We start from the raw sequence: 26797 nt of genomic DNA, 5'->3' as shown, positions 1-26797 counted from the left end.
CTTCAAGGTTATTTAGCTCATCATTGACAAAAGCAATTTTGCCTGAAAAGGTAGCTCTTCATAAGAACCAAAAATATAGTAACAAAGCTGATATTTGGCGGCACAGTAACAGTGATTTGCATTTTGTGGTCGTTCCGTCAGGAGCGATGAAGACTTTGGTTACTGTTTACAGGCTAAATGAGTCTCTCACAAAAGCGCAAAATGAATTCAAGATGTGTGTCCGATAATCCAGTAACAAGGGAATAAATGAAAAGTAGACTGAAAAACCTATATAAATATCTTATTGAGAACAGGAAACATGAAGTCAATGGATGGCACAAAGCCTATCGTGACTTTTACAGTCAGGTCGCTCAAATTCGTGAGCGAATCACATCTGGAGAAGGCTTGTCTCAAAATGATGAAGCTTTTCTGAAGCAGTTAATCTATGAGAAGAGCAACGGTATCGCTTCTCGCGGACAGTCTGTGTTGAGCAATGACAATTTCCAGTCATTCATTAAAAACAAGAATTTCATATCCGCATTAGAAAAATTTATATTGATTCCAAACAGTGAAAACTTCACGATTTTTTCTGATTCGTGGTCTAACCAAGGTAAATCCAACAACCCTGTTCTCGTTAATCGAGTGGCAGCAGCTTGTACGCTCGAAGTCTCCACAACGGTTGATTCCGGTAAATTTAATCAGGTTTTTAGTTGGCTTATACGCGAAGGAATAATTCCAGCATACCCAGCAGAAGAAAATCAAAGTTGGTTTGCTAAAAACATTTTTCTATTAAAGAGCATCAAAAGCGAGTTTGATAATGAGCTTCGGGAAGGTAAAACTGATGAGTTTTATCTTAGTCAGTTTGTTTGGGTGCTTTACGAGAATTTGTCAAACCCATTCAGTTTAAAGAAGCAGATTGTTAAATACGGTGCGCCGGGGACAGGGAAAACTTATCAAGCTCGCCTGCAAACTTCGCTCTTGTTTGACATCTGGAAAGAGGAATTTGCTCCCTACAGCCGTCTCACACATGCAAGTCAGATTGAGTTGGTTCAATTTCATCCTTCTTTCAGTTATGAAGACTTTATGGAAGGGCTACGTCCTGTTTTGGACAGTGATGGGAACTCTCAATTAACGTTGCAAAATGGTGTTTTTAAAGAGTTTTGCCGAAGCGCTGGTAAGTGGGAAATCGATGTGTATGGGCTTGGACTTACTCAGAAGTGGGAGTCTCTTACTATCAAGGAACTTCTCCCGTTTAGAGAAAAGTTATCAGGCGAGCATTGGCAGGATATTTTCGAAATATCAGATATATCCAAGCTTGTATCGGAAGCAGTACCACCATTTTTCTTTATAATTGATGAGGTAAACCGAGCTGAGTTGTCTCGCGTTTTTGGTGAGTTAATGTACTGTCTGGAATACCGAGGCACTAGAGGTTGCGTTAAAACCCAATATGCCAATCTGAACAATGAACATACTGGTATGCTTAAGGACGCTAAAGGGTATTTGTTCTTCATTCCAACAAACATCTATCTTATTGGAACGATGAACACGATAGACAGAAGTGTCGAAAGTTTTGACTTCGCTTTACGTCGAAGATTCCGTTGGGAAGAAGTGGTGCCTGATATGGCGCTATTGAAATACCATTTGAACCAATTTTGCAAAGCTTGGCTGCCCCTGGTGGATAACCTTGAACGCTTGAATGAATTGATAGCTAAAGAGCCTTTGCTTGGTAATGATTACCAAATTGGTCATGCCTATTTGATGGATTTGAAGTATGCAACCAGCCTTACAGTTTCGGAGGTACGAGAGCGTGTATGGGATGATTGTATTCGTCCGTTATTACAGGAGTATCTTCGTGGAACAGGTAAGGAGACTGAACTGATTAGCTCCTTCGGAAAGGCATTTGGGGTTTAAACTGTGTGGCTTTTCGATATCATTAAGAACGGCACACTGGTCGATAACCAGTCCTATTTTGTCAGCGAAGGCATTTTGACAAATAGACGTTTAGGAAAGTCGATAACCCTTAGTGCCAAATCAAAAGGACAATGGACCTATCCTCATAACGACGAGTCTGCAATTTGGCACTTTTTGAATTCGGTATCTCGTGATGTCGAAAAAACGCTGAATGATAATATTTCCGATGCTTTAATACTCTTCAATGATGAAGATTACGAACACAATACAGATGGCGGTTTCATCGGTGTCTCTGGTACGGATGCAAGAAATTTTAATCTCGACACGGGCAATCTAATCGGATTTGTTAAGCGAGGAGATTACTCTCTGAAGATCAGCTCACGTTTTGGTGATGCTTTCCTTCAATACATCATTGCAGATGCCGATGGATTTCTCGAATTAGAAAACATTGGAGGAGAAAGTCACGCAGACGGTTACGAGTGGCTTTTAGCATATCTATGGAACATTAAGTTTAAGAGAGCATACCGCCTGGGCTTGCCAAAGACTTATATTACAAGAAATGATCGTATTTCCCGCGTAAGGGGAACTATAAATGCTACAGATTATTTCCAGAATAAGTCATCTGGAAAATATTTATGCTCGTACCGAGAGCACAGCTACGACAGCCCTGCAACTTCACTTTTTATAAAAGCTTATGAAGCAGTCGCACATTACTCATTTTGTCACCAAACACGAAATATCTATAGTGCATTTCTGACTGCCAATCAGGGGATTAAAAGGTCACAGCAAGAAATTTTGAGGACTTCTCATTTCACCAACCCTTTCTACAATGATTATAACGTGCTCATTGACTTATCTAAGCAAGTCATTGACCGGAAGGGCTCTGATTTTGATTCGCAGCAGGATTCGAGTGCTTTCTTTTTCGATATTTCGATGTTGTTTGAATATTTCATTCGTAAGCTCATTAAGCGAGATGGGCTACGCCTGCTAGGTAAGTTCGAGCAACGTCAGCAAATAGCATCTGGTGCTCTCAGTGGTTATATGAGAAAACTTGAACCTGATCTTGTTATAGAAATCGATGAGAGTTTATTCGTATTTGATGTGAAGTATAAAGCATTTGATTCACAATTTGGGGTGAAGCGTGAAGATCTTTTTCAGCTACATACTTACATAGGGCAGTATGGAAATGTTGCCGCAATCAAGGGATGTGGATTTATTTACCCTATATCAGAAGAACGATGGGCTTCACTTAACCTTGAAAAAACACAGGGTGTGATTTCAGATATTATTCACCAGCAAGGACAAGAGATACCGTTCCATGTGCTTTTTCTAAAAATCCCTGAAGATACGTATATTGATTTTAATAGGAAAATGAAAGAGCAGTGCAGCATTTTTATTAATGCCCTTTATTCTAAGGTTTTTAATCGGTGACGTTTTTTTGTGGAGAAAGGCCATTGTTCAACGAAATGTCATTTTTTTGAAGTCGAGATTGTTTATTGAGTTGGGTATCAGTTTTATATCATAGGCATTATCGAGATAGTGACAAGTCAGCTGAGTTGGGTTGACAGTTCCCTATAGTCAGAAACACACACAATTCCTTCATCTATCTGGCCAATGGCACTGGCGGGGATCTTTAGCATGTTAGCTCTGTGAAATTTTCTGGAGCTGACAATGAGAACCCCTTTGTTACCTTGGTTCATCCTATGGGTGACCATCCCAATCATTATTTTCTTTCTATTCATCTTGCCCGCCCATGCTAGTGATGGGCAATTCTATCAGCGTGGCCAGGAAGGCTGGTTTTGGTATCAGGTCATTCCTGAGCCAGCGGAGGCTGAAGAGCTTATTAAGCCGGAATCTGGTGCGGCAGAGTCGATTCAGAGCGAGCTGAAGCCCTTCAGTGCTGCCTGGTTTCGTGAGCACATGCAGTCGTTCATGGACAAGGCAATTGATGAGCCTACGAATGAGAACGTCAGAGCCTATCTGTACCTCCAGCGCGTCATGATGGATAAGGGCTCACAGTTTGCTGATGTTAGTCAGCAGGTGGTCATGGGTGATCCAGTTTTGGATGAAATCAGTCGCAGACCCTTGGCGACCTATGCTGCCAATCGGATGGATCGAGAAGCTGGCGCTCAACGGGATGTTGCTTTAGGTGAGGTAGCAAAACGGGCTGGCTTGTTCTTCTTCTATCGTTCGGATTGCCCTTATTGCCACGCTCAAGCGCCTATCATCGAATCAATGGCTTTAAACTACGGTTTCGAGGTATTTGCTATTGCTGTCGATGGCTTGCCTTTACCGGGTGGAGAGTTTCCCAATTTCAAAGTCGATTCAGGACAAGCTCAATCATTGTCCGTTACGACTGTCCCTGCCGTGTTCTTAGTTGATCCACCTAATGTCATCACTCCCATTGGTCAGGGTGCAATGAGCCTTGATGAGCTCAATAATCGAATTATTCTCGCAGCCCATCAAGCCGGTTGGATTGACGATCAAACTTACTATGCCACCAGACCTGTTCAACCCGGCGTGTCACTCGCGATGTCAGCCCAAGAGCTTAACGAAAAGATATTACAGGACCCTGAGTTCCTTGTTCGCTATCTGCGTGCACAAGGAGGGTTATAACGATGAAAAAAGTAATCCGAGTATCGCTAATCGCCTGTGCGATTGGTTTTTCATCTATGAGCCAAGCAAGCTTGCAACAGGAGATGAACCAGTTGTTTGGTTCAATGACCAACACCACTGCGCCAGGTGTATTCGAGAGTCAGCGGCGTGGCGTTATATCTGGTGGAAGCGTTGTTGTCCGTAACAGAATCATGAACGAGAACCTCGTCTCTATGGTGCCTCCGTCATTCCAAGCCGGTTGTGGTGGCATTGATATGTTCGCGGGAAGTTTGTCATTTGTTAACGCGGATCAGTTTGTTCAATTACTTCGCTCTGTTGCTGCAAACGCCAAGGGGTACGCATTCCAATTGGCGCTCAGTGCTATGTGTGAGAAATGCTCCCAGCACATGGAGACACTGCAAAAGAAAATCCAGCAGTTGAACGAGTATTTTGGCAATTCCTGTCAAATGGCTCAGGGAGTCGTGAACGATACCCTGGCCGCTTTTGGTAAAAAGGGGCAAACAGAAGCCAGCATGTTGAGCTCACTTAAAGGGGCTGGAGACGTTTTTACCAGTTGGAGTGAGTCCAATGGTAAGAACCCATATGAGAATGCTTCGAGTGTCGCGGCATCTGATGTGAACAAAACGATTAAAGGCAACTTGGTTTGGCGAGCACTGAAACGTCACTCGGCATCAAGCTGGTTTGCATCTGGGGATGACCGTTTTCTTGAAGCGGTTATGTCCGTGACGGGCTCGATCATCGTTGGTGATCTAGCTAATGCGGCTGATGGTCAAGGTAAAGCCCCAAAACTGACCAGACTGAATGGCAATAAAGTGACTATTGAGCATCTAATTCATGGCGGTAACGTCGCTATGTACCGATGTGACACAGTGACACAAGACGGCTGTCTAAATCCGACAATCACTAACGTGACCCTAGCCGGGTTATCAACTCAGGTCGAAAATTTACTTCTTGGTACAGGTTCTAGTAACGGCATTATTTTTAAGTTTGCTCGAAATACTGGGGCAGCTAGCACCACCGAAAAGGCTTTTATGACCTCGGCTCCTGCAAGCATTGGCGGCATGATTCGAACACTTTCTGCATTAAATGAAGGGGCTGCTAGGTCGTTTGCTTCAAGAGCTGCGCCATTTATTGCTGTTGAGATGGCCCGAGCATTGGTTGAAGACATGCTCAATGCAGCTAGAAGTACCTCCGGTGTGGAAGATCATGCCTATGCGAAGTTATTAACGGAAGACCTTGAACGTGCACGTCGCCAAATCAATGAGGAGTACGCTGCGTTGCAGCGAAGATACGGCTCAGAGCAAGAGTTGCTGGCACATTTTAACCAGGTGATTCAGACCATTCGCAAACAGCGTTATTACACCGTTAAATCTACGGCACTGGGGGAATAGGTCATGTGGGAGATCTATTCCATCGGGGATTCGGCATTTTTAGAGCAGGTCCTGAACGCTGTCGCGATGATAACTGGTACAGGCGACTTTACTTCAATGGTTCGCATTGGCTTGCTCATTGGGGTATTGATGGTCTCTGTTCAGGCCTTAATGCAAGGCGGTCGTGGGATTAACTTTCAACACGTTTTAGTCTCATGGCTAGTCTTTGCAACCATGTTTGGACCCAGTACCCGAGTGAGCATTGAGGATGCGTACACGGGACAAGTTCGAGTGGTTGATAATGTGCCCATCGGTGTTGCTGCCGCAGGTAGTACGATTTCGACTGTTGGCTTTCAAATCACGCGATTGTTTGAAACGGCGTTCTCAACTCCCGCCATGACGGAATACGGCTTTGCATCCAGTTTACAGTCACTGATTAAAGTGAGAAAACAGGTGATGGATCGCTCTGGTTTGGGTGATGCAAATCGTGTCGCCGGTTCGGACATCGAGCAATCGTGGTTTAACTACATCAAAGAGTGCACCTTGATTGGTATCGACATTGGCCAAAAGAATCTAGATCAGGTGCTGAGTGATCCTAACCCGATGACTGCGATTAGGTTTGATTCGCGCATTTATGGCACTCGAATCATGCTCAGTGGTAGCAGTAGCGATCTGGACTGCACCGACGCTTACAGCCAACTGAAACTCATGACAGAATCAACCTTCATTCCAAGGCTTAAACAGGTTCTGTCGGCCTCATTGGGGACTTCGTCAGCAACGGACACTGATGACGTGATCCGAAATGCACTGAATAATCTTGGTTTGGCTTCGGTTAACACCCAAGAGTACATGAGCGCGTCAGTGCTTTTGCCTATTTATGAGCAAAGCGTGACGGGCAAGTATATGGATGATCAAGCTTTCACCGCAGCCGTTATGGTTAACCAAGCGATTGAGCAGCGCAATACGCAATGGGCGGCGGAGCAGACCTTGTTCCAAAGTATCGTTCGTCCGATGATGACGTTTTTTGAGGGTTTCATTTACGCCATCACCCCATTGATGGCCTTTGTGATAGCCCTTGGCCAAATCGGGATGCGAATGGCCGGGAAGTACTTGTTAATCCTGCTTTGGATTCAACTTTGGATGCCTGTCATGGCCATCATTAACCTGTATATTCATTTAACCGTTGCAGGGAAAATGTCGGCTCTTGATGCCTTTGCAGGTACAGAAGTGCCATCTTTTGCTGGGATGATGCAGATGGATTCAGTGCTGCAAACCTGGATAGCTACTGGTGGCATGTTGGCGTCGAGTGTTCCGGCTATTTCGCTCATGCTCGTTTATGGCTCAGCAATAACCGCTACCCACTTGGCTGGGCGTCTTCAAAACGGTGATGCCATTGATGAAAAGCTGGCTAGTCCAGATGTCGCGAAAAATGCCCCGGTAATGCAATCACAGTCAATGTTCCAAAATTCAGCCCTTACGGGTTCTGCTATGACCGGCGCGTCAAACCTACTAAGCAGTTTCTCTGTCGGAAACGCAGTGGGGTCAATGGTCGGCTCTGCAAAAGAATCCATGACTCAGGCAACTCAAGCCTTTAGCCGTCAGGTTGGCAATACCATGAGTCGAACTTTTGGTGAAAAGCTAAGTTACGACAATCTATCTTCAGTTGGACGTCAAATCGGTTCTTCTAATTCCGCATCTAGCGCCGTTGTTAATCAGGTCACTGATGACCTTCAAACACGGTATGGTTTCGGAGACGATAAAAAAGACGCTGTACGTGGCTTGGTATCGGGCGTGCTATCGGGAGGCCTAAGGATCGGTGGCGATGGAACTATTACTAATCCCGGTGAGAAAGAAGTTGCTGATAAGGGCTTTCTTGGAAGGCTTCTTGGTACTGGCGGCAATGATTCTCCACAGGGCAACTTGCCAGGAGTCGATAAGCCAGACTCATCTCGTGTACCAAAACTATCAAGGGTACGAGCAGGCTTGGATTTAGGTGGTAACTTTAGTGGCCAAGTTGAGTCATCAGAGGGCAGTTCTCGATCTACGACCGCAAATACGCTCACTGGGGAGATGCAAAGCTTGGCATCAAGTGATTCACGACGTGCTGAGTTTCGCGATGCGATGGTTAAGGACCTTTCAGATTCAAGACGCTCTGGCGTTGAGATGTCGTTGTCTAATCAAGACTATCAGTCACTTCAGAGTTCAGCACAAGACGTTATCACGGCATCAAACCGCTTTAGTGAGCTTGATCAGGCCAGCTACAGTCTATCAGGACAAAGGAACACGGATGGTGCGACGTTAACTCGATTAGCAGCGGATAATCCTGAAGTCATGGATTATTTAGGTCGCTATATGAACCAGCATGTTGAAGCAGGTAACCGATTACGTGAAAACCTTCCAATGTATCAGCGCTTGCTACCTGATGATAATCAGGCGTATGTGGCCGCAGCTATGGAGTCTTTAACCTATAGCAACTCCTCGACGCCCGCTGAACGAGACAATGACTATCAAGCAGCAATGACTGTTATGGCCATGGCTACCGGAGCCGATTTACGATCTATTCAGCCACGCTCTAATGAAAGGTTGTCATCAACTGCACCTACTTTTGGTGGCACTCAAAGCCAAGTTGAATCCGGTGTTCTGGGAGGCTATGGGGATGCTGCAACAGTTCAAACGCAGTTCAATTCGGCTCAATCCGCTTACCAAACCAATCTTTCTGGTGTAGATGGACAGCTGAATGCGCATCAGCAACAAGCCCAGCAGGCCGTAGCTTCTGACACAAGTACCTATCAATCTGGACTAAACAGTGAAGCTGGCTCTCAGTGGCGATCTCGCATTATGGCTGATGATAGCGGAGTCTCTGGTGCTGAAATGTTCTTCAACAGCGCCAGTGCTATTGGTGATTTCAGTGGTAAGCATACTGATGCAGCACTGCATACCTTGAATCATTTTGGCGAAGACTATGAGAGTTACAAGGAGAAAGCCCTTGCAGAACCTGGCTCACGAGGTTTCTTGCACAATGCAACGGTGGCCAGCAAATCAACCTGGGATGGGTTAAAAGCAGCCGTTGATGCCGGAACCTCTTTGGAAAATCCTTTGACGGCGTTTAATGATGCATACAGTGGATCGAGTTCGCAGTATGCCTCCGAAGTTAACTGGGGCACTAAGTCTGAAGCCATGTTGGCTGGGGCATTCGGTGCGGCAGTTAACAATCGATACGGTGAGTTTTTAGAACAGTACGCCGATGATTTTAAACAGGAAGCATACAGCGAAGGGCAGAGAATGGGATTGACCCCGATTCAAAGTCAAGTGTTCGCTCAAGCTTTCAATGAAGGTTTGGCGGGGCGCGTATTCAACTCTGAAGACTCATCGAGTTGGTCGCCTGAAATGCTAGGTCTAAGGGAGCAAATGCTAAATGAGTATCGTCAAAAGGATGAGAGTGGCGCTTACATTTCTGACAGTGTGTCCGAAGAAGATAAAGCATTTGTGGATAAGCAGATAGCGGTGATCTCAAATGCATCGCTTGCGGGAGATTATGCTCAGAACAACTTGATCGATATTAGGGCTTATAACCAGGCATCAGGAAGGAACTGAAAATAGAAGGTAGCCAGCTTGTGGTTGGCTGGCTATTTTTTTGGCTTTTTGGGATACTTTGGATAAAAGCCATCAAAAAACGAATGGAGCTTATACCAATACCATTTTTCTTCAATGCTCAAAGTTCTACCCGAATCTTTAACTTGGCTAATCAAGAATCTAATTCCAGTGCAAATAGCTAAGAAAAAGAGTCCCAAGCCAACAATTGTCCAACTCGCTTGCCAATATGCGATTGCTAAAAGCATAGTGGTGATGGTTATAAGTCCGATAGGACTAGCAGTTGCTTTAAATCCCAGGTAGCTGAAAAAAAACATGGTGCAGAACAGAAATGGCAAAGCCGCGAACTTGGCAGATGCCGTTAATATTTCTGATGGAAAAAAATGAGCCGCAGCCAAAGTCGCCAGAAAAAGCCCCAGTGATATAACCCAGCAGCGTGCTGGTAAAGATTTAAGTAAGTTTGTCATCTTAGTACTCTCAAAGTACACGGGCGGTGCACAATCAAATCATGCATCAGCATGTTAGTTCTCAAAAAGTGCTCTAGTGGTTTGCTCGGCCATAATCTCGCACACAGGACATTTAAGCTGAATGCGCTGTTGAGATACCGTCAAATACAGACTGCCGCATCGACACCGGTGTAAGGATGCTAGCTGTGATCTTAAATCACGAGCTAGAACCCAACCTTCATTAATGGTTAGTTTTTTCCAGGGGATCTCAGATGGAAGATCTGCTTCTTCCCTTGCAACCAAGTACGCATCGTAAGCCTTCATCAAAGCATCAATATTTAATTGCTTGTAGACATTATCACCACCAATATTGACATAAAGCGCCATCAGCAGGGAGCCTTCAACTAGGGCTCTTCTGCTTTTAACAATGGCATCAGATTCTGGTAATTGACCAGGACAAGGTGACTTGCCAGTCACTTCTTTGTGCAGCCTTCTGATAATGTGGATTGGCAAACCAGTATCGAGCGCGATGATCGTTGTTCGAAATCCGTATTTAATAAGCAGTGAGGCTCGGGTAAACAGCTCACTTTTGGACAGGTTATCAATCATGCATCCCCCTTGTTGTTTAGGGTTGATAATAAATAAGCGATTCTTGGGATACCTGTGCCTTTGCTCTTCACCATCTCAATCAGTTGGCTTTGGTTACCCCTTGGTTGAAACAGCATGAATGATGAGGTCGCCACTCGTTGCAGGTCGTCAACACCGGCATTAATCAGTGCATCCACCACATCGCGTGTAAGTCCAAAGCGCAAGACAGCCTCTTGCGGATCAATGCGCGCTAATTCGCGTGCTGCGTGCAGGTACGCCAAATTTAATTGATAGAAGTCTTGTTGATTGGTTGTCATTGACGGACCTCCAGTTCATGTAAAATATTGCGATAGATAGAAAGCACTCTTTGCCCATACCAGCGTGCACGCTCTTCGTTCCAACTGTGATAGCGGCCTATGCCAAGCTCTAAATCATTTGGTGAAGACTTGATTGCTTCGGCCAAAATACTGGAGCCGACCGTAAGGTTTGTGATGGGGTCTAGCAGTTCCGCTGCTGAGCTCACCCGATGCCCATGCCAATGCAAATTGATTTGCATAAGGCCAATATCGAGCTGATATTTTTCAGTCTCTTGCAGTGCTTGGTTTAACAGTTTCTCTGCTTCTGTCTTAGATTTGGCGTAGGTTGCGTTTGAACCATTGCGAATTGCGTATGGCCATGGACTGGTCATGTTGAGACCACGATGTGAGGCCGACTCAGCCAAGGCAACGGCGTAGAGCATGACTGGATCAATACCAACGCTTTGTGCTGCTTTTTCCCACTGATAGCCCGGAAACGCATAGACTGAAGTGCTTGCGGACATGGCTATCACTAGGGCAATGGTTTTTGATTTAATCGTTTTCATTTTTGTCCTCTAATTGATTTCCGAGAAGCGCCTGAATGGCTTTCGGGCTTATTCTTTTCAAAGGCACTGCGATAAAGTCGGTGATGCCTCTTGTATAAACTTGTGCTGCTTTTGACCAGTCGCCCACGGCAACCGGCGCTTGCATATCAAACCCTTTTTGCTGGTTCTGATGGTCTGCAATACCTTGTAATAGCCTTGGGTATTCACCCACTTCGTCCCGCAACAAGTAAGCCTGGTAGCGTGTTAAAAACTCTTTTTGTTTAAAGGGGTATTCCCTGTCATCTACCTTGCAGAGTTCAACCCATCCCCCCATGTCTGAAATAACGCGGTGAATAAGCGCATCGTCAAACATCACGGATGTCCAAGCGCCAACCTGACGAACAGCCTTGTCAACTTTGTTCCAAGCAACCATGGCTCTTGAACCCGAGTTACCATCGATATGCTTGATGACGTCAGCGGGCTTTGGAAAAAATTGCCCAGTATCCGGTGATTGAATATGCCGAGTCAGACCGATTCGCACTTCTTCAATGCTATAAGCACGAAGGGCTTCAAATGCGATGGATAGCAATTGTGGTGATACGCTTTTGCCATACATGGCCCAAGCAGCTCCCCAAACTTCAGCAAACTCGCGTTTATCAACCTCCTGCACTTGAACGAACCTCCCGAATACCTGGTCCGGCCCAGCTTTCAGCAATGCGGCGATTGCTTTCTTCAATGTTCAACTGGTGATTGCTGCCCTTTAGGCTCGTCGATGATTGCTGTACTTCATCAATGCGAACGTACTCGTCTTCCCATTGGCGGTTTAAAAGCCAGTTATGTGGCATAGGGGTCTTAGTCCGATCTTGATACTGCAATCGGTTGTCTCGTTGCTCTTTCCAGCGTGTTAGCACTTCCAAGGCGAGTTCATGGTCTTCATTGAGGCCCATGCGTAGCCATTCTTCTTTGGCTTTCGCTTTTTTTTCTTTGCGTATTTGTACATCCCAGAAGTCTTCAAACTGTATGTAGTCAACAGTTTTAACTGTTGGTTTATTGCTTCTCTCAGAGTCATCCGACCGTTGAGAGTCCCTTACCGGGTTGCCATCAGGCATAAACAATGATGAAAATTCTTCTGGTAGCCGAGCTTGAAAAGCGGCAAGAGATTTCAAAAGCGATGCCATACCAATGAAGTCGGCAGGTACATCTTTAAGCAACCGAAAGGCTGCTTTACCTTGGTTCGGGTTTTCGATTGGGTTGTGCTTCAGAAAGCTCCGAATCAAAGTCCAACCGGATTCCTCGCAACGAATGAGGAACTGATCTTGTTCTAACTCCTTTAGAGCCTTGGCAACCTGTTGCTCATCCCAGTTCAAGTCAGAAGCAACGTAACCAATCGGCAGTCGAAAGCAGCCAAGCAAATTACAATGTGGGCATGTAAGCAAATACAGTCCTAGCAACTTCGCTGAGTCACTCCAGGACAAAACGTTTTGCTTTAGCCAAAAGCGGGTATAGACCTTGCCATAGTCACGCATGGAGGAACTCGCTTTTGTGTTTACGTAAAATGCTGACCATTATTTGCCCTTAATCCTACTGGTTACTGGCTTTCAGCTCGCTTGGGCATGCGGGATAGATGTCCGGTCTTAACTGAGATCGGGTTACCTGTCCTTGCGTAGCTTGTTCGATGGGTAAAACGAATTCAGCGGGAACACGCCCTGATTTATTCAACCAAAACCAGACGTTTTGCTGTTTTGAGTTGATGGCTCGTGCTAATGCTGATTGCCCGCCGACCAAGTCAATGGCACGGCGGAGATGTTTTTGTGTCGTGTTGAACACTTCCATACCGTCTCCTGTTACAATAATAACTGTTACAAGATTGAATGTTACAGTTTAAACTGTAGATTAGTCAACAGTTAAAATTGTTGAAAGGCTACAGTTTTATTTGTAGAATACGGGCTTATGAAAACTTTATCCGAACGACTAAACCATGCCTTGCAGCTTACTGGGGTGACTCAGTCTGAGTTGGCTCGTCGCATTGGTATCAAACAGCAGTCGATCAGCCAGATTTGCTCTGGTAAATCGGCTAGGTCTCGTTACACCATGCAGATCGCGGAGGCGCTTCGCGTGAATGCTCATTGGCTCGCCACAGGTGATGGCGAGATTGGCTTGGGAGTCGGTAATGTAGAAGTCGGGCCTGACATTAAGGGAAGAATTCCTCTCATTAACTGGGTTCAGGCCGGTGATTGGACTGAAATAGCGGAGGGATTTGCCCATGAAGATGCTGAGGAGTGGCGTGAAGTCACTGGGAAAGCACATGAGGGTTGTTTCGCACTTCGCGTAAAAGGCGACAGTATGGAAAATCCAAGCGGAAAAAAATCCATACCTGAGGGGGCAGTGATCGTTGTTGATCCTGAGTTACCTTATTCTTCAGGTTCATTGGTTGTTGCGCGTTTGGATGATTCGAAAGAAGCAACCTTTAAGCAGTTAGTTATTGATGGTGAACAGAAGTACCTAAAACCTTTGAACCCGCAATACCCTGCAATACCGATCAACGGCAACTGCACCATCATCGGTGTAGTACGACAAGCTATCATCGATTTCTGGTAGCGAAGGAATTTGTGGTTTAGCCACAGCTGTTCATGAGCTGAAGAAGCAACGATTGCAAACAGCTACAACTGAGCATTGGCGCACGCTGAGAGTAAATGATAGCCGATTAGATAACCATTGATTGTTTATAAAGTCAAGATCAGCGAAAATAGCGGCCAATTACGATTAACACGACGGATTTGACAAGCGAAGAACTGAAAAGAGAGTACTTCCAAAAGTGTGTACAAATCCGTGTACAAACTAAAAGAATTTATACATGGCAAACCAAGATTTTCTCAATGAAATCAATAAGCGAAGGACCTTTGCTATCATCTCCCACCCCGATGCGGGTAAAACAACCATCACTGAAAAAGTGTTGTTATTCGGACAAGCTATCCAACGTGCAGGAACAGTAAAAGGGCGTGGCTCAAATCAGCATGCTAAATCAGACTGGATGGAAATGGAAAAACAACGTGGTATCTCCATTACCACTTCTGTTATGCAGTTTCCTTACGCTGATTGTCTAGTTAACTTACTTGATACCCCAGGGCACGAAGACTTCTCTGAAGATACTTATCGTACTTTAACTGCCGTTGACTGTTGTTTAATGGTCATTGACTCTTCAAAAGGGGTCGAAGATCGTACCCGTAAATTAATGGAAGTGACTCGATTACGTGATACGCCAATTTTGACCTTTATGAATAAATTGGATCGTGATATTCGTGATCCGATGGAATTAATGGACGAAGTTGAAACTGAGCTAAAAATTGCCTGTAGTCCTGTTACTTGGCCGATTGGCTGTGGAAAACTGTTTAAAGGGGTTTACCATATCTTAAGAGATGAAACCTATCTTTATCAAACAGGCCAAGGTCATACTATCCAAAACTCACGAGTAATCAAAGGGTTGGATAATCCTGAGTTAGATGAAGCGATTGGTGATGATTTAGCCGTTCAATTACGTGATGAGCTAGAGTTGGTGTTAGGTGCATCACATGAGTTTGATCATGAAGCTTTCTTAGCGGGTGAATTGACCCCGGTTTTCTTTGGTACCGCATTAGGTAACTTTGGTGTTAATCACATGCTTGATGGTTTGGTGAAGTGGGCGCCAGCGCCAATGCCTCGTCAAACTGATATGCGAGAAGTGACAGCGGCTGAAGAGACATTCACGGGTTTTGTCTTTAAAATTCAAGCTAATATGGATCCCAAACACCGCGACCGTGTTGCTTTTTTACGGGTGGTGTCAGGCATGTATGATAAAGGGATGAAACTGCACCAAGTACGCACGAAAAAAGATGTGGTGATTTCAGATGCATTGACCTTTATGGCAGGGGATCGTTCTCATGTTGAGCATGCTTATCCTGGTGATATTATTGGCCTGCATAATCACGGTACCATTCAAATTGGTGATACTTTTACTCAAGGTGAAATGTTAAAATTCACCGGTATTCCTAACTTCGCTCCGGAATTATTCCGCCGTATTCGTCTACGTGATCCGCTAAAACAAAAACAATTGTTAAAAGGTCTGGTGCAATTATCTGAAGAAGGTGCGGTACAGGTGTTTAGACCCCTAGCTAATAATGATTTAATTGTTGGCGCAGTTGGGGTGCTACAGTTTGATGTCGTGGTTGCACGCTTAAAAGGTGAGTATAACGTTGAAGCCATTTATGAATCTGTGAATGTATCGACGGCTCGTTGGGTTGAATGTAGTAACGAAAAGAAACTCGAAGAATTTAAGCGTAAAAATGAGCAACATCTGGCATTAGATGGTGGTGATAACTTAACTTATATTGCACCAACGATGGTTAACTTAAATTTAACCCGTGAACGCTATCCTGATATTGAGTTCCATCAAACGCGTGAACACTAATTTTCTGTTATAAATCATATAAAAAGCCATATTTTTTATGGCTTTTTTCACAATGATGTATTGTAAAATTAACCCCAGTATCTGTTTAGATTTACTCAATAATCTTATCTATACTATTTATATTCCGTCGATATTCTAATAAAAACTACCCTTTAATCAGCTATTACTCTTTCTATTCTCTGCTATCCTAATAATGATATTTTTATACTCATTGTATAAATAAAATAAAAACTTTTTACATATAAATGGCTATTTTTCAGATTAAAATTACAAAAAGTTATCTTTATTTACTATTTATTACTTTATTTGCTACTCATAACTTAGTAGTGTAACTGAAGTACTTGTTAATAATTTGATAAAAAATACACACATTTCCTGTCATGATTAATTTATGAGCAGGGGGAAGCAATGAATCAACAAAAAATAAAATTAGTATTAGCGCTAGTCACGGGTATGACAGTGACAATGATAAGTACAGCAACTATTGCGGAAACATCGTGGTATAACGAAATTGATAAAACTACCAGTAATGTTAACAATGAATTAAGCGATACGGCAATATCGAAAAAAATCGAAGAAACACTATTACCTAACCCCTCCATTGACAGTGGATCACTTTCAATTCGTACTGAATTTGGTCATGTCACAGTTGCCGGCTTTGTTAAAAATGCAGAGCAGGAAAAACAAATCATTCAGATCATTGAAAAAATTGATGGTGTAAAAAGCGTTGAATCATCAGTGAATATTCAAGGCTAACTTAATAGCGACTTAATTTATTTTAATTAGTGATTAAAAAGAATGACCTTGAAAACAGGTGCGAGTATCCTTATAAGGTTGTATTAAGGAGACTCTATGGGGAAGTATATACCGGTTACATTAAATAATATTACTGCACTTGAATTTCAATCATCCTTACCACAAGGCAAAGTTGCATTAGTTTGCGAAGGCGGTGGACAGCGGGGCATCTTTACTGCCGGTGTTCTTGATGAATTTATGCGCTCTCAATTTGATCCTTTTGATCTACTCCTAGGGGTATCCGCGGGGGCGCAAAACTTATCTGCTTTTGCTTGTGGACAAAGGGGTTACGCCCGCAGAGTCATTAACCGTTATACCACCAATAACCAATTCTTTAATCCGATTCGTTTTGTTCGTGGGGGGAATTTACTCGATCTTGACTGGTATATAGAAACCACTTCGAAAGAAATGCCTTTAAATATGCCTAAAGCATTACGTCGTTTCGATAGTGGTCGCGAGTTTTATATGGTGGCAAGTCGCTCCGACAATTTTAAGGCAAATTATTTTCAACCAGAAAAAAGCACATGGCTTGATATTGTGAAAGCCTCCAGTGCGATCCCCGCGTTTTATCGCAATGGTGTTTTATTTCAAGATGTTGTTTACCATGATGGCGGTATTAGTGATGCGATCCCGGTAAAAGAGGCTTATCGTCGTGGTTGTCGTACGATTGTCGTTATACGAACAGTACCGTCTGAATATCAATATACCACCGAGTGGGTGGATAAAATGGGAAAATGGTTTGAGAATGGCCGTTTTCAACGCTTTCTTAATATGGCTCAAGTCCATATTGAAACTTATACTGACACATTAAGATTTATCCAATCTCCACCTGAAGATGCCGTTATCATTGAAATATATCCACCAACAACACTACAATCTAGTGCATTAGGAAGCCGTTTAAATGCATTAAATCATGATTATCATGTTGGTAGACGCTGTGGGCGCTATTTTCTAGCCACTATTGGTCAACACTTCTCTAAGAAAAAATTTCAGCAACACGATAAAAAAATATTTAGCCTATTTGAAAATGAAGCAAAAGCAGATAAAGCGGAAGATGCCGAAATCATTCAAAAAGGAACTCGGAGTGTGCACCCTGAAGTAAGGAGTGTTCAAGAATGAGTCGATTTATTGATACGCATTGTCATTTTGATTTTCCCGTCTTTTATCACGACCTTGAGAATAGCCTTGCTTTAGCACAACAGGCTCAGGTAAAAAAAATTATTATTCCTGCGGTTGCTCAGTGGAATTGGGACGCGGTAACGGAATTGTCTCGTTATAACAATGCACTATATTGTGCACTAGGTTTGCATCCTTTATATATTGAAGCGCATACAGAGCAGCACTTGATTGAACTTAAAACACGCCTAAAAACGACGCCACGTTGTGTTGCAATGGGGGAGATGGGTTTGGATAACTATATGACAAATCCACATCCGGAAAAACAGCAACAATTTTTAATAGCACAACTTAAATTGGCGATAGAATTTGATTTACCAGTGATCCTTCATTCACGTAAAACTCATGATAATCTAAGTGCTATTTTGCGCCGTTATTCAGTTCCTCGTAAAGGTGTGATCCATGGTTTTTCCGGCAGTTTGCAACAAGCAGAACGTTTTGTTCAACAAGGCTATTTTATTGGGGTAGGGGGCACTATCACTTATCCACGCGCACAAAAAACACGTCGTGCAATTGCCTCTCTACCCTTAGAGCGCTTGTTATTAGAAACGGATGCGCCTGATATGCCTGTAAGTGGTTTTCAAGGCGAGCCTAACCGCCCTGAGCGAATTCTCGCTGTTTTTTCTTCTCTTTGTGAATTGCGTCAAGAGTCAGCAGAGGTTATTGCAAACCAACTTTACCTGAATAGTCTACAATTATTTCAGTTAACAGATGATGCCTAGTTTTAAGTAAATTAGTAATTATTCTGCCATTCGTATTACCGTTTTTTATTAAACTGCTAACCACTTTTCCAAATAAACTTTATCCATTAAGTGCGTTTTTTGCTTTTTAGTGTGATTTAGATCTCATTTGTGACTTTTATGTTACTTTTTTAAGATGCTAATTGTGATGGATATAGAGGGTTCTTTTCTGGGACTAGGTATAATTATCTGGCAAAAAAAGAGTCAATAAACTTAGTAACAAGCTTATTGATAATCCATTAAATTTTTATATGAACAGGGATCCTTCAATGCACCTCATTATGAGCTTGGTCGGAATGGCCACATTGATATTGATAGCCATTCTTTTCTCCAGCAACCGACGTGCAATTAAATTACGCACGGTCGGTGGCGCATTCCTTATTCAAATTGGTTTAGGCGCATTTGTACTTTATTCAGAAAGTGGCCGTAAAGTGTTATTGGCTATTTCTGATGCCGTTAAAAATGTCATCGATTATGGTGAAAACGGCATGAGCTTCCTTTTTGCTGGCTTAGTTTCCGACAAAATGTTTGAGCTATTTGGCAGCGGTGGCTTTGTTTTTGCTTTGCGTGTTTTACCTGTTATTGTGTTCTTCTCTTCATTGATAGCAGTACTTTATTACTTAGGTATCATGCAATTTGTCATCAAGATTTTAGGTGGCGGATTACAAAAAGTATTAGGCACTTCTCGTACTGAATCAATGTCTGCAACAGCCAATATCTTCGTTGGACAAACAGAAGCACCACTGGTGGTTCGCCCCTATATTGCTAGAATGACAACCTCAGAACTTTTTGCGGTGATGTGTGGTGGATTAGCATCAGTGGCAGGTTCGGTACTGGCAGGTTATGCAAGTATGGGTGTGCCATTGGAGTATTTGATCACTGCTTCATTTATGGCGGCACCAGGTGGTTTACTCTTCGCAAAACTTTTGGTTCCTGAAACAGAAACACCTGATGATCAAAAAGATGCTTTTGATAACTTAAGTGATGAAGAAAAACCCGCTAATATTATTGATGCTGCGGCATCAGGGGCTTCTTCAGGATTACAACTTGCGTTAAACGTAGGTGCAATGCTACTCGCTTTTGTCGCATTAATTGCCTTAATTAATGGTATTCTTGGCGGAATTGGTGGCTGGTTCGGTTATGAAGACTTCTCGCTAGAATTAATCTTAGGCTGGGTATTTGCACCAATCGCCTTCTTAATTGGTGTGCCTTGGAGTGAGGCAACCATTGCTGGCTCTTTTATTGGTCAAAAACTGGTGATCAACGAATTCTATGCTTACTCGGAGTTTAGTAAATATCTGCAAGATGAATCACAATTAGCAGCAGCAGGCTTAATGGCCTTGTCTGAACAAACAAAAGTGATTATCTCTTTTGCGCTTTGTGGATTTGCTAACCTTTCCTCTGTTGCGGTATTACTGGGTGGTTTAGGGGGAATGGCACCAAACCGTCGTAAAGATGTCGCACGCTTAGGTATGAAAGCCGTTTTAGCGGGTACACTCTCTAACTTAATGAGTGCAACCATCGCCGGCTTCTTTTTTGCATTAACCGCAATGGCTGTGGTTGCTGCTTAAATAAGAAAGTATTTACAGAGCAGATAGGTAATTGCTTATCTGCTCTTTTTGTTTGTTTTCTGTTGTAATGTTAACTACCTTTATATATGTGAGTTACTTCGCAACTTGTAGAGAAGTTAGCCAATTAATGAGTCATTTCATTAAAAGTAAAAGTTTTTACGTTATAAAGACGACTTACTGACTTTATTCGAGTAACATTAAACCAGAAAATAAAATTTTGTGATTCTAATCACAATTTAATGTCTTTAGTTGCAAGTTTCATTTTATTATTGTGACAGAAAGCACATCTAATTGTTCTCTAGCGTGTTCAAATAAGATGTGCTGAAACTTCATGGAATGGCGAAAGCTCAATGACGGGTCGCCGAAGTGAGCATAGCGCGGTGAGAGGGAGCTCAGCTGTCGTTGTAGCACTTGTTACAACCACATCTTCAAGGAACCAAGTCCGCTCGCCAACAAAATTAATCGCTAACCTTAAAGCGTATGCCCATAGAGGGCTTGAGAAACATCGTTGGAGAGTTTTATGACAGATTTAACCGCTGCAGCGCGCCTTGCGCTGTCTTTGATGGATTTAACCACCTTAAATGATGACGACACTGATGAAAAAGTGACAAAACTATGTCATCAGGCGAAAAGCCCAGAAGGTAATACAGCCGCAATCTGTATCTACCCACGCTTTATTCCACTGGCTCGTAAAGTATTACGTGAACAGGGAACACCAGAAATTCGTATTGCAACCGTAACTAACTTCCCTCATGGTAATGATGATTTAGATATCGCATTAGCTGAAACTAATGCAGCATTAGCTTATGGTGCTGATGAGGTTGATGTTGTTTTTCCTTACCGCGCATTAATGGCAGGTAATGAACAAATCGGTTTTGATATCGTTAAAGCATGTAAAGACGCTTGCGCTAAAGCGGGTGCTTTACTGAAAGTTATTATTGAAACGGGTGAGTTGAAAGATCCTGCGCTCATTCGTAAAGCATCTGAAATCTCAATTAAAGCAGGTGCTGATTTTATCAAAACATCCACAGGTAAAGTGCCTGTTAATGCAACACTGGAAAGCGCTGAATTAATGCTTCAAGTGATCCACGATATGGGTGTTGGCAAAGAAGTTGGTTTTAAACCAGCGGGTGGGGTACGTACAGCTGAAGAAGCTGCGCAATACCTTGCATTAGCAAACCGTATTATGGGCGATAACTGGGTTGATGCTCGCCATTTCCGTTTTGGTGCATCAAGTCTGTTAGGTAATTTATTAGCCACACTCGGTCATGGCGAACAAAAATCGTCTAGTGGTTATTAATTCATTTATGAAGTATGCCTACCCGCCAATGGGTGGGCGTTATTAATGCTATAACACCAGGAGGTTGCAGTGTTTCTTGCCCAAGAAATTATTCGTAAAAAGCGTGATGGTCATCCTTTAACTGAAGAAGAGATCCGTTTTTTCATTAATGGCGTCAGAGATAATACTGTTTCTGAAGGTCAAATTGCAGCACTTGCAATGACAATTTATTTTCATGATATGACCATGCCTGAACGTGTGGCTTTGACATTAGCCATGCGTGATTCCGGTACTGTACTAAACTGGAAGAGTCTAAACTTAAATGGTCCTATTGTTGATAAACACTCAACAGGCGGTGTTGGCGATGTTACATCACTGATGTTAGGGCCAATGGTCGCTGCTTGTGGTGGTTATGTTCCGATGATTTCTGGTCGTGGATTAGGTCATACTGGTGGAACTCTTGATAAGCTTGAGGCTATTCCCGGCTTTGATATTTTCCCTGATGATGAAAAATTCCGCGATATTATTCGTCATGTTGGTGTAGCAATTATTGGGCAAACCAATTCATTAGCACCTGCTGATAAACGCTTTTACGCTACACGTGATATTACTGCTACCGTTGATTCAATTCCGCTTATCACTGCATCTATTTTAGGTAAAAAATTAGCTGAAGGTTTGGATGCATTAGTGATGGACGTTAAAGTTGGCTCAGGTGCCTTTATGCCAACATATCAGAAATCGGAAGAGCTAGCAGAATCAATTGTACAAGTAGCAAATGGCGCAGGATGCCAAACTACAGCACTACTGACTGATATGAATGAAGTATTAGCATCAAGTGCAGGTAATGCAGTGGAAGTCCGTGAAGCAGTACAATTCTTAACGGGTGAATACCGTAATCCACGCTTATTTGAAGTTACGATGGCACTGTGTGTAGAAATGTTAGTGTCAGGTCGTTTAGCTGACTCACGTCAACAAGCTCGCCAAAAACTGCAAGATGTGCTGGATAACGGTAAAGCAGCGGAAGTTTTTGCTCGTATGGTTGCAGCCCAAAATGGTCCTACAGATTTTGTTGAAAACTACAATAAATACCTGCCAACGGCGGTATTAAGTAAGCCTGTATTTGCTGAGAAAGCCGGTTTTGTCACAGAAATGGATACCCGTGCTTTAGGTATGTCAGTTGTGACTTTAGGCGGTGGTCGCCGTAAAGCAACTGATGCTATTGATTACAGTGTTGGATTAAGTGAAATCGCGGCACTAGGAACAGAAATCAATACAGATACACCACTCGCGATGATCCATGCCAATAGTGAAAAATCATGGCAAGAAGCTGCGGCAGAAGTCCGTAAAGCGATGGTAATTGGTGAGACAAAACGTGAAACGTCACCAATGGTGTATCGCCAAGTCAGCGAATAAGAACTCAATGATGATTTATAAGTGACATATCCGTGGTCTACGGAAAATGACACAGGAGAGAGAATTATGAAACGTGTACATATCATGGTATTAGATTCCTTTGGTATCGGTGCTGCTGGTGATGCGGAGAAATTCGGTGACCAAGGCGCAGACACTTTAGGACATATCGCACAAGCATTTGCAGAAGGTAAAGCGGATAAAGATGGTCGTAAAGGTCCTCTTCACCTACCTAATCTTTGTCGTTTAGGTTTAGGTAAAGCGGCTGAAGAATCAACAGGTAAATTCCCTGTTGGTTTAGACAAAGATGCGGAAATTATTGGTGCTTATGGCTACGCGAGTGAGATCTCTTCTGGTAAAGATACACCGTCAGGCCACTGGGAAATCGCGGGTGTCCCTGTATTATTTGATTGGGGATACTTTAAAGATTTGAAAAACTCTTTCCCTCAAGAGTTGCTAGACAACATTGTTAAACGTGCCAATTTGCCGGGTTATTTAGGTAACTGTCACGCTTCTGGTACGGTTATTCTGGATGAACTGGGTGAAGAGCATATGAAAACTGGGAAACCTATTTTCTATACTTCTGCTGACTCCGTTTTCCAAATTGCTTGTCATGAAGAGACCTTCGGTTTAGATAAATTATATGAGCTATGTGAAATTGCTCGTGATGAACTAAACAAAGGTGATTACAACATCGGTCGTGTCATTGCTCGTCCATTTATTGGCGACAAACCAGGTAATTTCTCACGTACAGGTAATCGTCATGATTTAGCTGTTGAGCCACCAGCACCAACTATGTTGAAAAAACTGGTTGATGAAAAACAAGGCCACGTTGTCTCTATCGGTAAAATTGCTGATATCTATGCAAATGTAGGTATTACTAAGAAAGTGAAAGCAACAGGTATTGATGCTCTGTTCGATGCAACGATTGAAGAGATGAAATTAGCAGGTGATAACACTATCGTTTTCACTAACTTTGTTGATTTCGATTCATCTTATGGTCACCGTCGTGATGTTGTCGGTTATGGTGAAGCACTCGAATTATTCGACCGTCGCTTACCTGAGCTGATGGAATTAGTGAAAGAAGATGATATTTTGATCTTAACCGCAGACCATGGTTGTGACCCAACTTGGCAAGGTTCAGATCACACCCGTGAACACATTCCGGTTCTGGTTTATGGGCCAAAAGTTAAACCAGGTTCATTAGGTCACCGTGAAACTTTTGCTGATATCGGACAAACTGTTGTGAAATACTTCGGTTTATCACCAGTAGAATACGGTAAAGCGATGTTTTAATTTTACTTCGGTAGGCATAGCAATATGTCTACCGAATTATATTTGAATAGTGAAAGATCAATATTAAAAGGAAGAATTATGGCTACCCCTCATATTAACGCAGAAATGGGCGATTTTGCTGATGTCGTTTTAATGCCGGGCGACCCGCTTCGTGCTAAATACATTGCTGAAACTTTTTTACAAGACGTACGTCAAGTAAATAATGTTCGTGGCATGTTAGGTTTTACTGGTACGTATAAAGGCCGTAAAATTTCTGTAATGGGCCACGGTATGGGTATTCCTTCCTGCTCAATTTATGCTAAAGAGCTAATTACTGATTTTGGTGTAAAAGTGATTATTCGCGTGGGTTCATGTGGTGCGGTATTACCAGATGTTGAATTACGTGATGTTGTGATCGGTATGGGAGCATGTACAGATTCTAAAGTTAACCGCTTACGCTTTAAAGACCAAGATTTTGCGGCTATTGCTGATTTTGAATTAGTACAAAATGCTGTCTCTGCTGCGAAAGCAAAAGATATTAAAGTTCGTGTGGGTAATATTTTCTCAGCGGATCTTTTCTACTCGCCTGATCCAGAAATGTTTGATGTGATGGAAAAATACGGCATCTTAGGTGTTGAAATGGAAGCAGCAGGTATTTATGGTGTAGCTGCGGAATATGGTGCACGTGCCCTGACAATTTGTACTGTTTCTGATCACATTAAGAAAGGTACACAAACAACCTCAGAAGAGCGCCAAACTACCTTTAATGAAATGATTGAAATTGCATTAGAATCTGTTCTGTTATTAGAAGACTAATTGATACATTTCGTTGCTTAAATTGAATTGAAACCCAATGTTGCATTGGGTTTTTTTATGTCTATTTTTCTTTTTATTCATTTGATTTTTAACTTTATTTAATATAATTAGGATTTTTACTAAGTATATTTATATAGAAAATAATCGGTGATTAACTTCACATCATTGAAACTGTTTTTACATGAGTGGTTAGCATTTTTGTAACATAAAGTGCAAATATAATAACGACTACAAGGATCCTCATGTGCTAACGATTATCGGATTACTCATTATTATTTCTATTGTGACATTACTAATGATGGGGAAAACAAGCCCAATTATTGCAATGTCGGTCATACCATTAATTGGTGCGCTTGTCGCAGGTTATTCATTTACTGAAATATCTACTTTTTTTGAATTAGGTATTAAAAAGGTGAGTAGTGTCGCAACGATGTTTTTATTCGCGATACTTTTTTTTAGCATAATGAAAGATCTGTATATTTTTAACCCTCTGATCCGTATGATGATCAGTATCACCCGTGGCAATGTCATTATAGTGTGTATTGTCACAGCGTTAGTCGCGGCTGTTGTACATTTAGATGGTTCGGGTGCGGCGACATTCTTAATTATTATTCCTGCTTTTTTACCGCTATATCGCCGTTTAGGTATGAGCCCTTATCTTATGTTGCTAATTATGTGCACCAGTATGGGGGTGATGAATATGGTACCTTGGGGAGGGCCTTTAGGTAGAGCCTCGGCTGTAACCGGTATTTCGGCTGCGGAATTGTGGCAAAAGATCATCCCAGTACAGATAATTGGTATTTTTGGCTCGATGCTCTTTGCCGCGGTTATGGGAGTGCGAGAAACCAAACGTATTGCTAAAGCAAAACTAAAAGGGACTACGCCTTATGAGCAAGATTCTTTATTAAGACAATTTGATGAAGATCAGCCAGAAACAGGAACAGAAAAACCACAAAAATTTTGGATCAACCTTCTGTTAATTATCGGCTCAATCACGTGTTTAGCCTTAGGATTATTTTCGGCGCCTTATATTTTTATGGTTGCATTATCAGCCGCCCTAGTGATCAACTATCCTAAGCCGAAAGATCAAATAGCGATAATTAATCATCATGCTCCTCAAGCACTCTCTATGGTAGCAATTATTTTAGCGGCAGGTGCTTTTTTAGGCATCATGTCTAATGGGAAGATGCTGGAAGCTATTGCCCTTGATTTAGCAGCAGTATTACCTTCTCATTGGGTCGATAATTTGCATATTGTTGTAGGTATATTAGGTGTTCCCATGGATATCTTTACCAGCACTGATGCTTATTATTTTGCACTATTGCCTATTGTGCAGGAGGTCACTGCTAGTGGTGGTGTCCATGTTGCTGATGTTGTGTATGCTATGGCCATAGGTAATAATGCCGGAACCTTTGTAAGTCCATTCTCACCAGCCGCTTGGCTTGCTATGGGGCTTGCAGGCACTGATATGGGTAAACATTTACGTTACTCATTTGGTTGGATTTGGCTATTTAGCTTCTTTACCCTAGGTGTTGGCACATTATTGGGACTATTTTAATTTTTGTACATTAAGGTCGAATTCTAATTAATAAAGCGGGAAGAAATACTGTTCCCGCTTTATGTATTAATCCCCATCTCAATTTGATTTTCCTACTCAATCTTCTATCAGCTATTTCAGCTGTATCATCATTATTATCAGTTTATTGGTAAAGTTCGTTATCATCGCTTACCAATACTATTTGCCCTAACAGTTTAATATATTAAGTTTTTAACTTATGCTAATTTTTTAATTATTTTTAGTATAAATAACTAATGTTATTGACTTGATTGTTTTTATTAAGCCTCTTTAGCATCATTAACTATTATTTTAATATTTAATGTCACGTAAAGGTTAAGTAAAAAATAAATTATCTATTAATAAAGCATAATGTAGTTTTTTGTTCTTATTT

General features: G+C 42.4%; 23 protein-coding genes and 1 pseudogene. 17 read left to right on the top strand and 7 right to left on the bottom strand.

Annotated elements, in window-relative coordinates:
- The 6 genes and pseudogenes from AACU98_RS05570 to AACU98_RS05545 all read left to right on the top strand — a co-directional run.
- Positions 1 to 227 (top strand): annotated as a pseudogene (locus AACU98_RS05570) (hypothetical protein); the annotation flags it as partial.
- A gap of 19 nt (positions 228 to 246) precedes the next feature.
- The gene (locus AACU98_RS05565; protein WP_161735663.1) at positions 247 to 1890 is read left to right on the top strand and encodes an McrB family protein; all 1644 of its coding nucleotides are present in this window, start codon (positions 247 to 249) and stop codon (positions 1888 to 1890) included.
- Positions 1891 to 1893: 3 nt separating this feature from the next.
- Positions 1894 to 3321, top strand: a complete 1428-nt coding sequence (locus tag AACU98_RS05560) for a 5-methylcytosine restriction system specificity protein McrC (protein WP_004249393.1) — start codon at positions 1894 to 1896, stop codon at positions 3319 to 3321.
- Between the two features lie 240 nt (positions 3322 to 3561).
- A complete protein-coding gene (locus tag AACU98_RS05555) occupies positions 3562 to 4506 on the top strand; it encodes a thioredoxin family protein (protein WP_004249394.1) in 945 nt (314 codons plus the stop codon).
- A gap of 2 nt (positions 4507 to 4508) precedes the next feature.
- Positions 4509 to 5897, top strand: a complete 1389-nt coding sequence (locus tag AACU98_RS05550) for a conjugal transfer protein TraH (protein WP_004249395.1) — start codon at positions 4509 to 4511, stop codon at positions 5895 to 5897.
- Between the two features lie 3 nt (positions 5898 to 5900).
- Positions 5901 to 9470 carry a conjugal transfer protein TraG N-terminal domain-containing protein gene (locus AACU98_RS05545; RefSeq protein ID WP_049195491.1) on the top strand — a complete coding sequence of 1190 codons (3570 nt, stop codon included), beginning with the start codon at positions 5901 to 5903 and terminating at the stop codon, positions 9468 to 9470.
- Between the two features lie 32 nt (positions 9471 to 9502).
- Here the strand turns inward: AACU98_RS05545 and eexS are convergent, their stop codons facing one another.
- Genes eexS through AACU98_RS05510 form a run of 7 tightly spaced genes read right to left on the bottom strand, consistent with a single transcriptional unit; the run spans position 9503 to position 13175 of the window.
- Positions 9503 to 9934 (bottom strand): entry exclusion protein EexS, encoded by a 432-nt coding sequence (gene eexS, locus AACU98_RS05540; protein WP_060554877.1) that lies wholly within the window; start codon positions 9932 to 9934, stop codon positions 9503 to 9505.
- A gap of 54 nt (positions 9935 to 9988) precedes the next feature.
- On the bottom strand, positions 9989 to 10522 hold the full coding sequence (locus AACU98_RS05535) for a FlhC family transcriptional regulator (protein WP_024008816.1): 534 nt from the start codon (positions 10520 to 10522) through the stop codon (positions 9989 to 9991).
- Complete coding sequence (locus tag AACU98_RS05530; protein WP_000210563.1) at positions 10519 to 10818, bottom strand: flagellar transcriptional regulator FlhD; 300 nt, start codon at positions 10816 to 10818, stop codon at positions 10519 to 10521. The genes AACU98_RS05535 and AACU98_RS05530 overlap by 4 nt, the downstream gene beginning before the upstream one ends.
- Positions 10815 to 11363 (bottom strand): lytic transglycosylase domain-containing protein, encoded by a 549-nt coding sequence (locus AACU98_RS05525; RefSeq protein ID WP_004249402.1) that lies wholly within the window; start codon positions 11361 to 11363, stop codon positions 10815 to 10817. Before AACU98_RS05525 ends, AACU98_RS05530 begins: the two co-directional genes overlap by 4 nt.
- Positions 11350 to 12012, bottom strand: coding sequence for a DUF6475 domain-containing protein (locus tag AACU98_RS05520; protein ID WP_004249403.1), 663 nt, complete (start codon positions 12010 to 12012; stop codon positions 11350 to 11352). The genes AACU98_RS05525 and AACU98_RS05520 overlap by 14 nt, the downstream gene beginning before the upstream one ends.
- Positions 11999 to 12868: a hypothetical protein gene (locus AACU98_RS05515; protein ID WP_004249404.1), complete on the bottom strand. Its 870-nt coding sequence runs from the start codon at positions 12866 to 12868 to the stop codon at positions 11999 to 12001. The genes AACU98_RS05520 and AACU98_RS05515 overlap by 14 nt, the downstream gene beginning before the upstream one ends.
- A gap of 55 nt (positions 12869 to 12923) precedes the next feature.
- Positions 12924 to 13175 carry a helix-turn-helix domain-containing protein gene (locus AACU98_RS05510; protein WP_024008815.1) on the bottom strand — a complete coding sequence of 84 codons (252 nt, stop codon included), beginning with the start codon at positions 13173 to 13175 and terminating at the stop codon, positions 12924 to 12926.
- A gap of 117 nt (positions 13176 to 13292) precedes the next feature.
- On the opposite strand from AACU98_RS05510, the gene AACU98_RS05505 reads away from it, so the two are divergent.
- The 11 genes from AACU98_RS05505 (at position 13293) to AACU98_RS05455 (ending at position 26406) form a co-directional block, all read left to right on the top strand.
- The gene (locus tag AACU98_RS05505; RefSeq protein WP_000854920.1) at positions 13293 to 13940 is read left to right on the top strand and encodes a LexA family protein; all 648 of its coding nucleotides are present in this window, start codon (positions 13293 to 13295) and stop codon (positions 13938 to 13940) included.
- Positions 13941 to 14196: 256 nt separating this feature from the next.
- A complete protein-coding gene (prfC, locus tag AACU98_RS05500; RefSeq protein ID WP_004249415.1) occupies positions 14197 to 15786 on the top strand; it encodes a peptide chain release factor 3 in 1590 nt (529 codons plus the stop codon).
- A 408-nt stretch (positions 15787 to 16194) separates the two neighbouring features.
- On the top strand, positions 16195 to 16542 hold the full coding sequence (locus tag AACU98_RS05495) for a BON domain-containing protein (RefSeq protein ID WP_004245644.1): 348 nt from the start codon (positions 16195 to 16197) through the stop codon (positions 16540 to 16542).
- 96 nt (positions 16543 to 16638) lie between these two features.
- Positions 16639 to 17700: a patatin-like phospholipase family protein gene (locus AACU98_RS05490; protein WP_049201617.1), complete on the top strand. Its 1062-nt coding sequence runs from the start codon at positions 16639 to 16641 to the stop codon at positions 17698 to 17700.
- Positions 17697 to 18479, top strand: a complete 783-nt coding sequence (locus AACU98_RS05485; protein ID WP_004249416.1) for a metal-dependent hydrolase — start codon at positions 17697 to 17699, stop codon at positions 18477 to 18479. The genes AACU98_RS05490 and AACU98_RS05485 overlap by 4 nt, the downstream gene beginning before the upstream one ends.
- 287 nt (positions 18480 to 18766) lie before the next feature.
- Positions 18767 to 20068, top strand: coding sequence for a NupC/NupG family nucleoside CNT transporter (locus tag AACU98_RS05480; RefSeq protein ID WP_004250187.1), 1302 nt, complete (start codon positions 18767 to 18769; stop codon positions 20066 to 20068).
- A 520-nt stretch (positions 20069 to 20588) separates the two neighbouring features.
- Entirely contained in the window at positions 20589 to 21368 is a 780-nt protein-coding gene (deoC, locus tag AACU98_RS05475) for a deoxyribose-phosphate aldolase (RefSeq protein ID WP_004245640.1), read from the top strand.
- Positions 21369 to 21437: 69 nt separating this feature from the next.
- Positions 21438 to 22760: a thymidine phosphorylase gene (deoA, locus tag AACU98_RS05470; RefSeq protein WP_004245639.1), complete on the top strand. Its 1323-nt coding sequence runs from the start codon at positions 21438 to 21440 to the stop codon at positions 22758 to 22760.
- Between the two features lie 66 nt (positions 22761 to 22826).
- Positions 22827 to 24053: a phosphopentomutase gene (gene deoB, locus AACU98_RS05465; RefSeq protein WP_004245637.1), complete on the top strand. Its 1227-nt coding sequence runs from the start codon at positions 22827 to 22829 to the stop codon at positions 24051 to 24053.
- A gap of 78 nt (positions 24054 to 24131) precedes the next feature.
- Positions 24132 to 24848, top strand: coding sequence for a purine-nucleoside phosphorylase (deoD, locus tag AACU98_RS05460; protein WP_004249423.1), 717 nt, complete (start codon positions 24132 to 24134; stop codon positions 24846 to 24848).
- A 244-nt stretch (positions 24849 to 25092) separates the two neighbouring features.
- Positions 25093 to 26406 (top strand): citrate:proton symporter, encoded by a 1314-nt coding sequence (locus AACU98_RS05455; protein ID WP_161735661.1) that lies wholly within the window; start codon positions 25093 to 25095, stop codon positions 26404 to 26406.
- Positions 26407 to 26797 lie beyond the last annotated feature (391 nt).

Origin of the sequence: Proteus sp. G4380, assembly GCF_963885725.1 — a bacterium.
GTDB lineage: Bacteria > Pseudomonadota > Gammaproteobacteria > Enterobacterales > Enterobacteriaceae > Proteus > Proteus mirabilis.
This window is presented reverse-complemented; position numbering and strand designations above follow the sequence as displayed.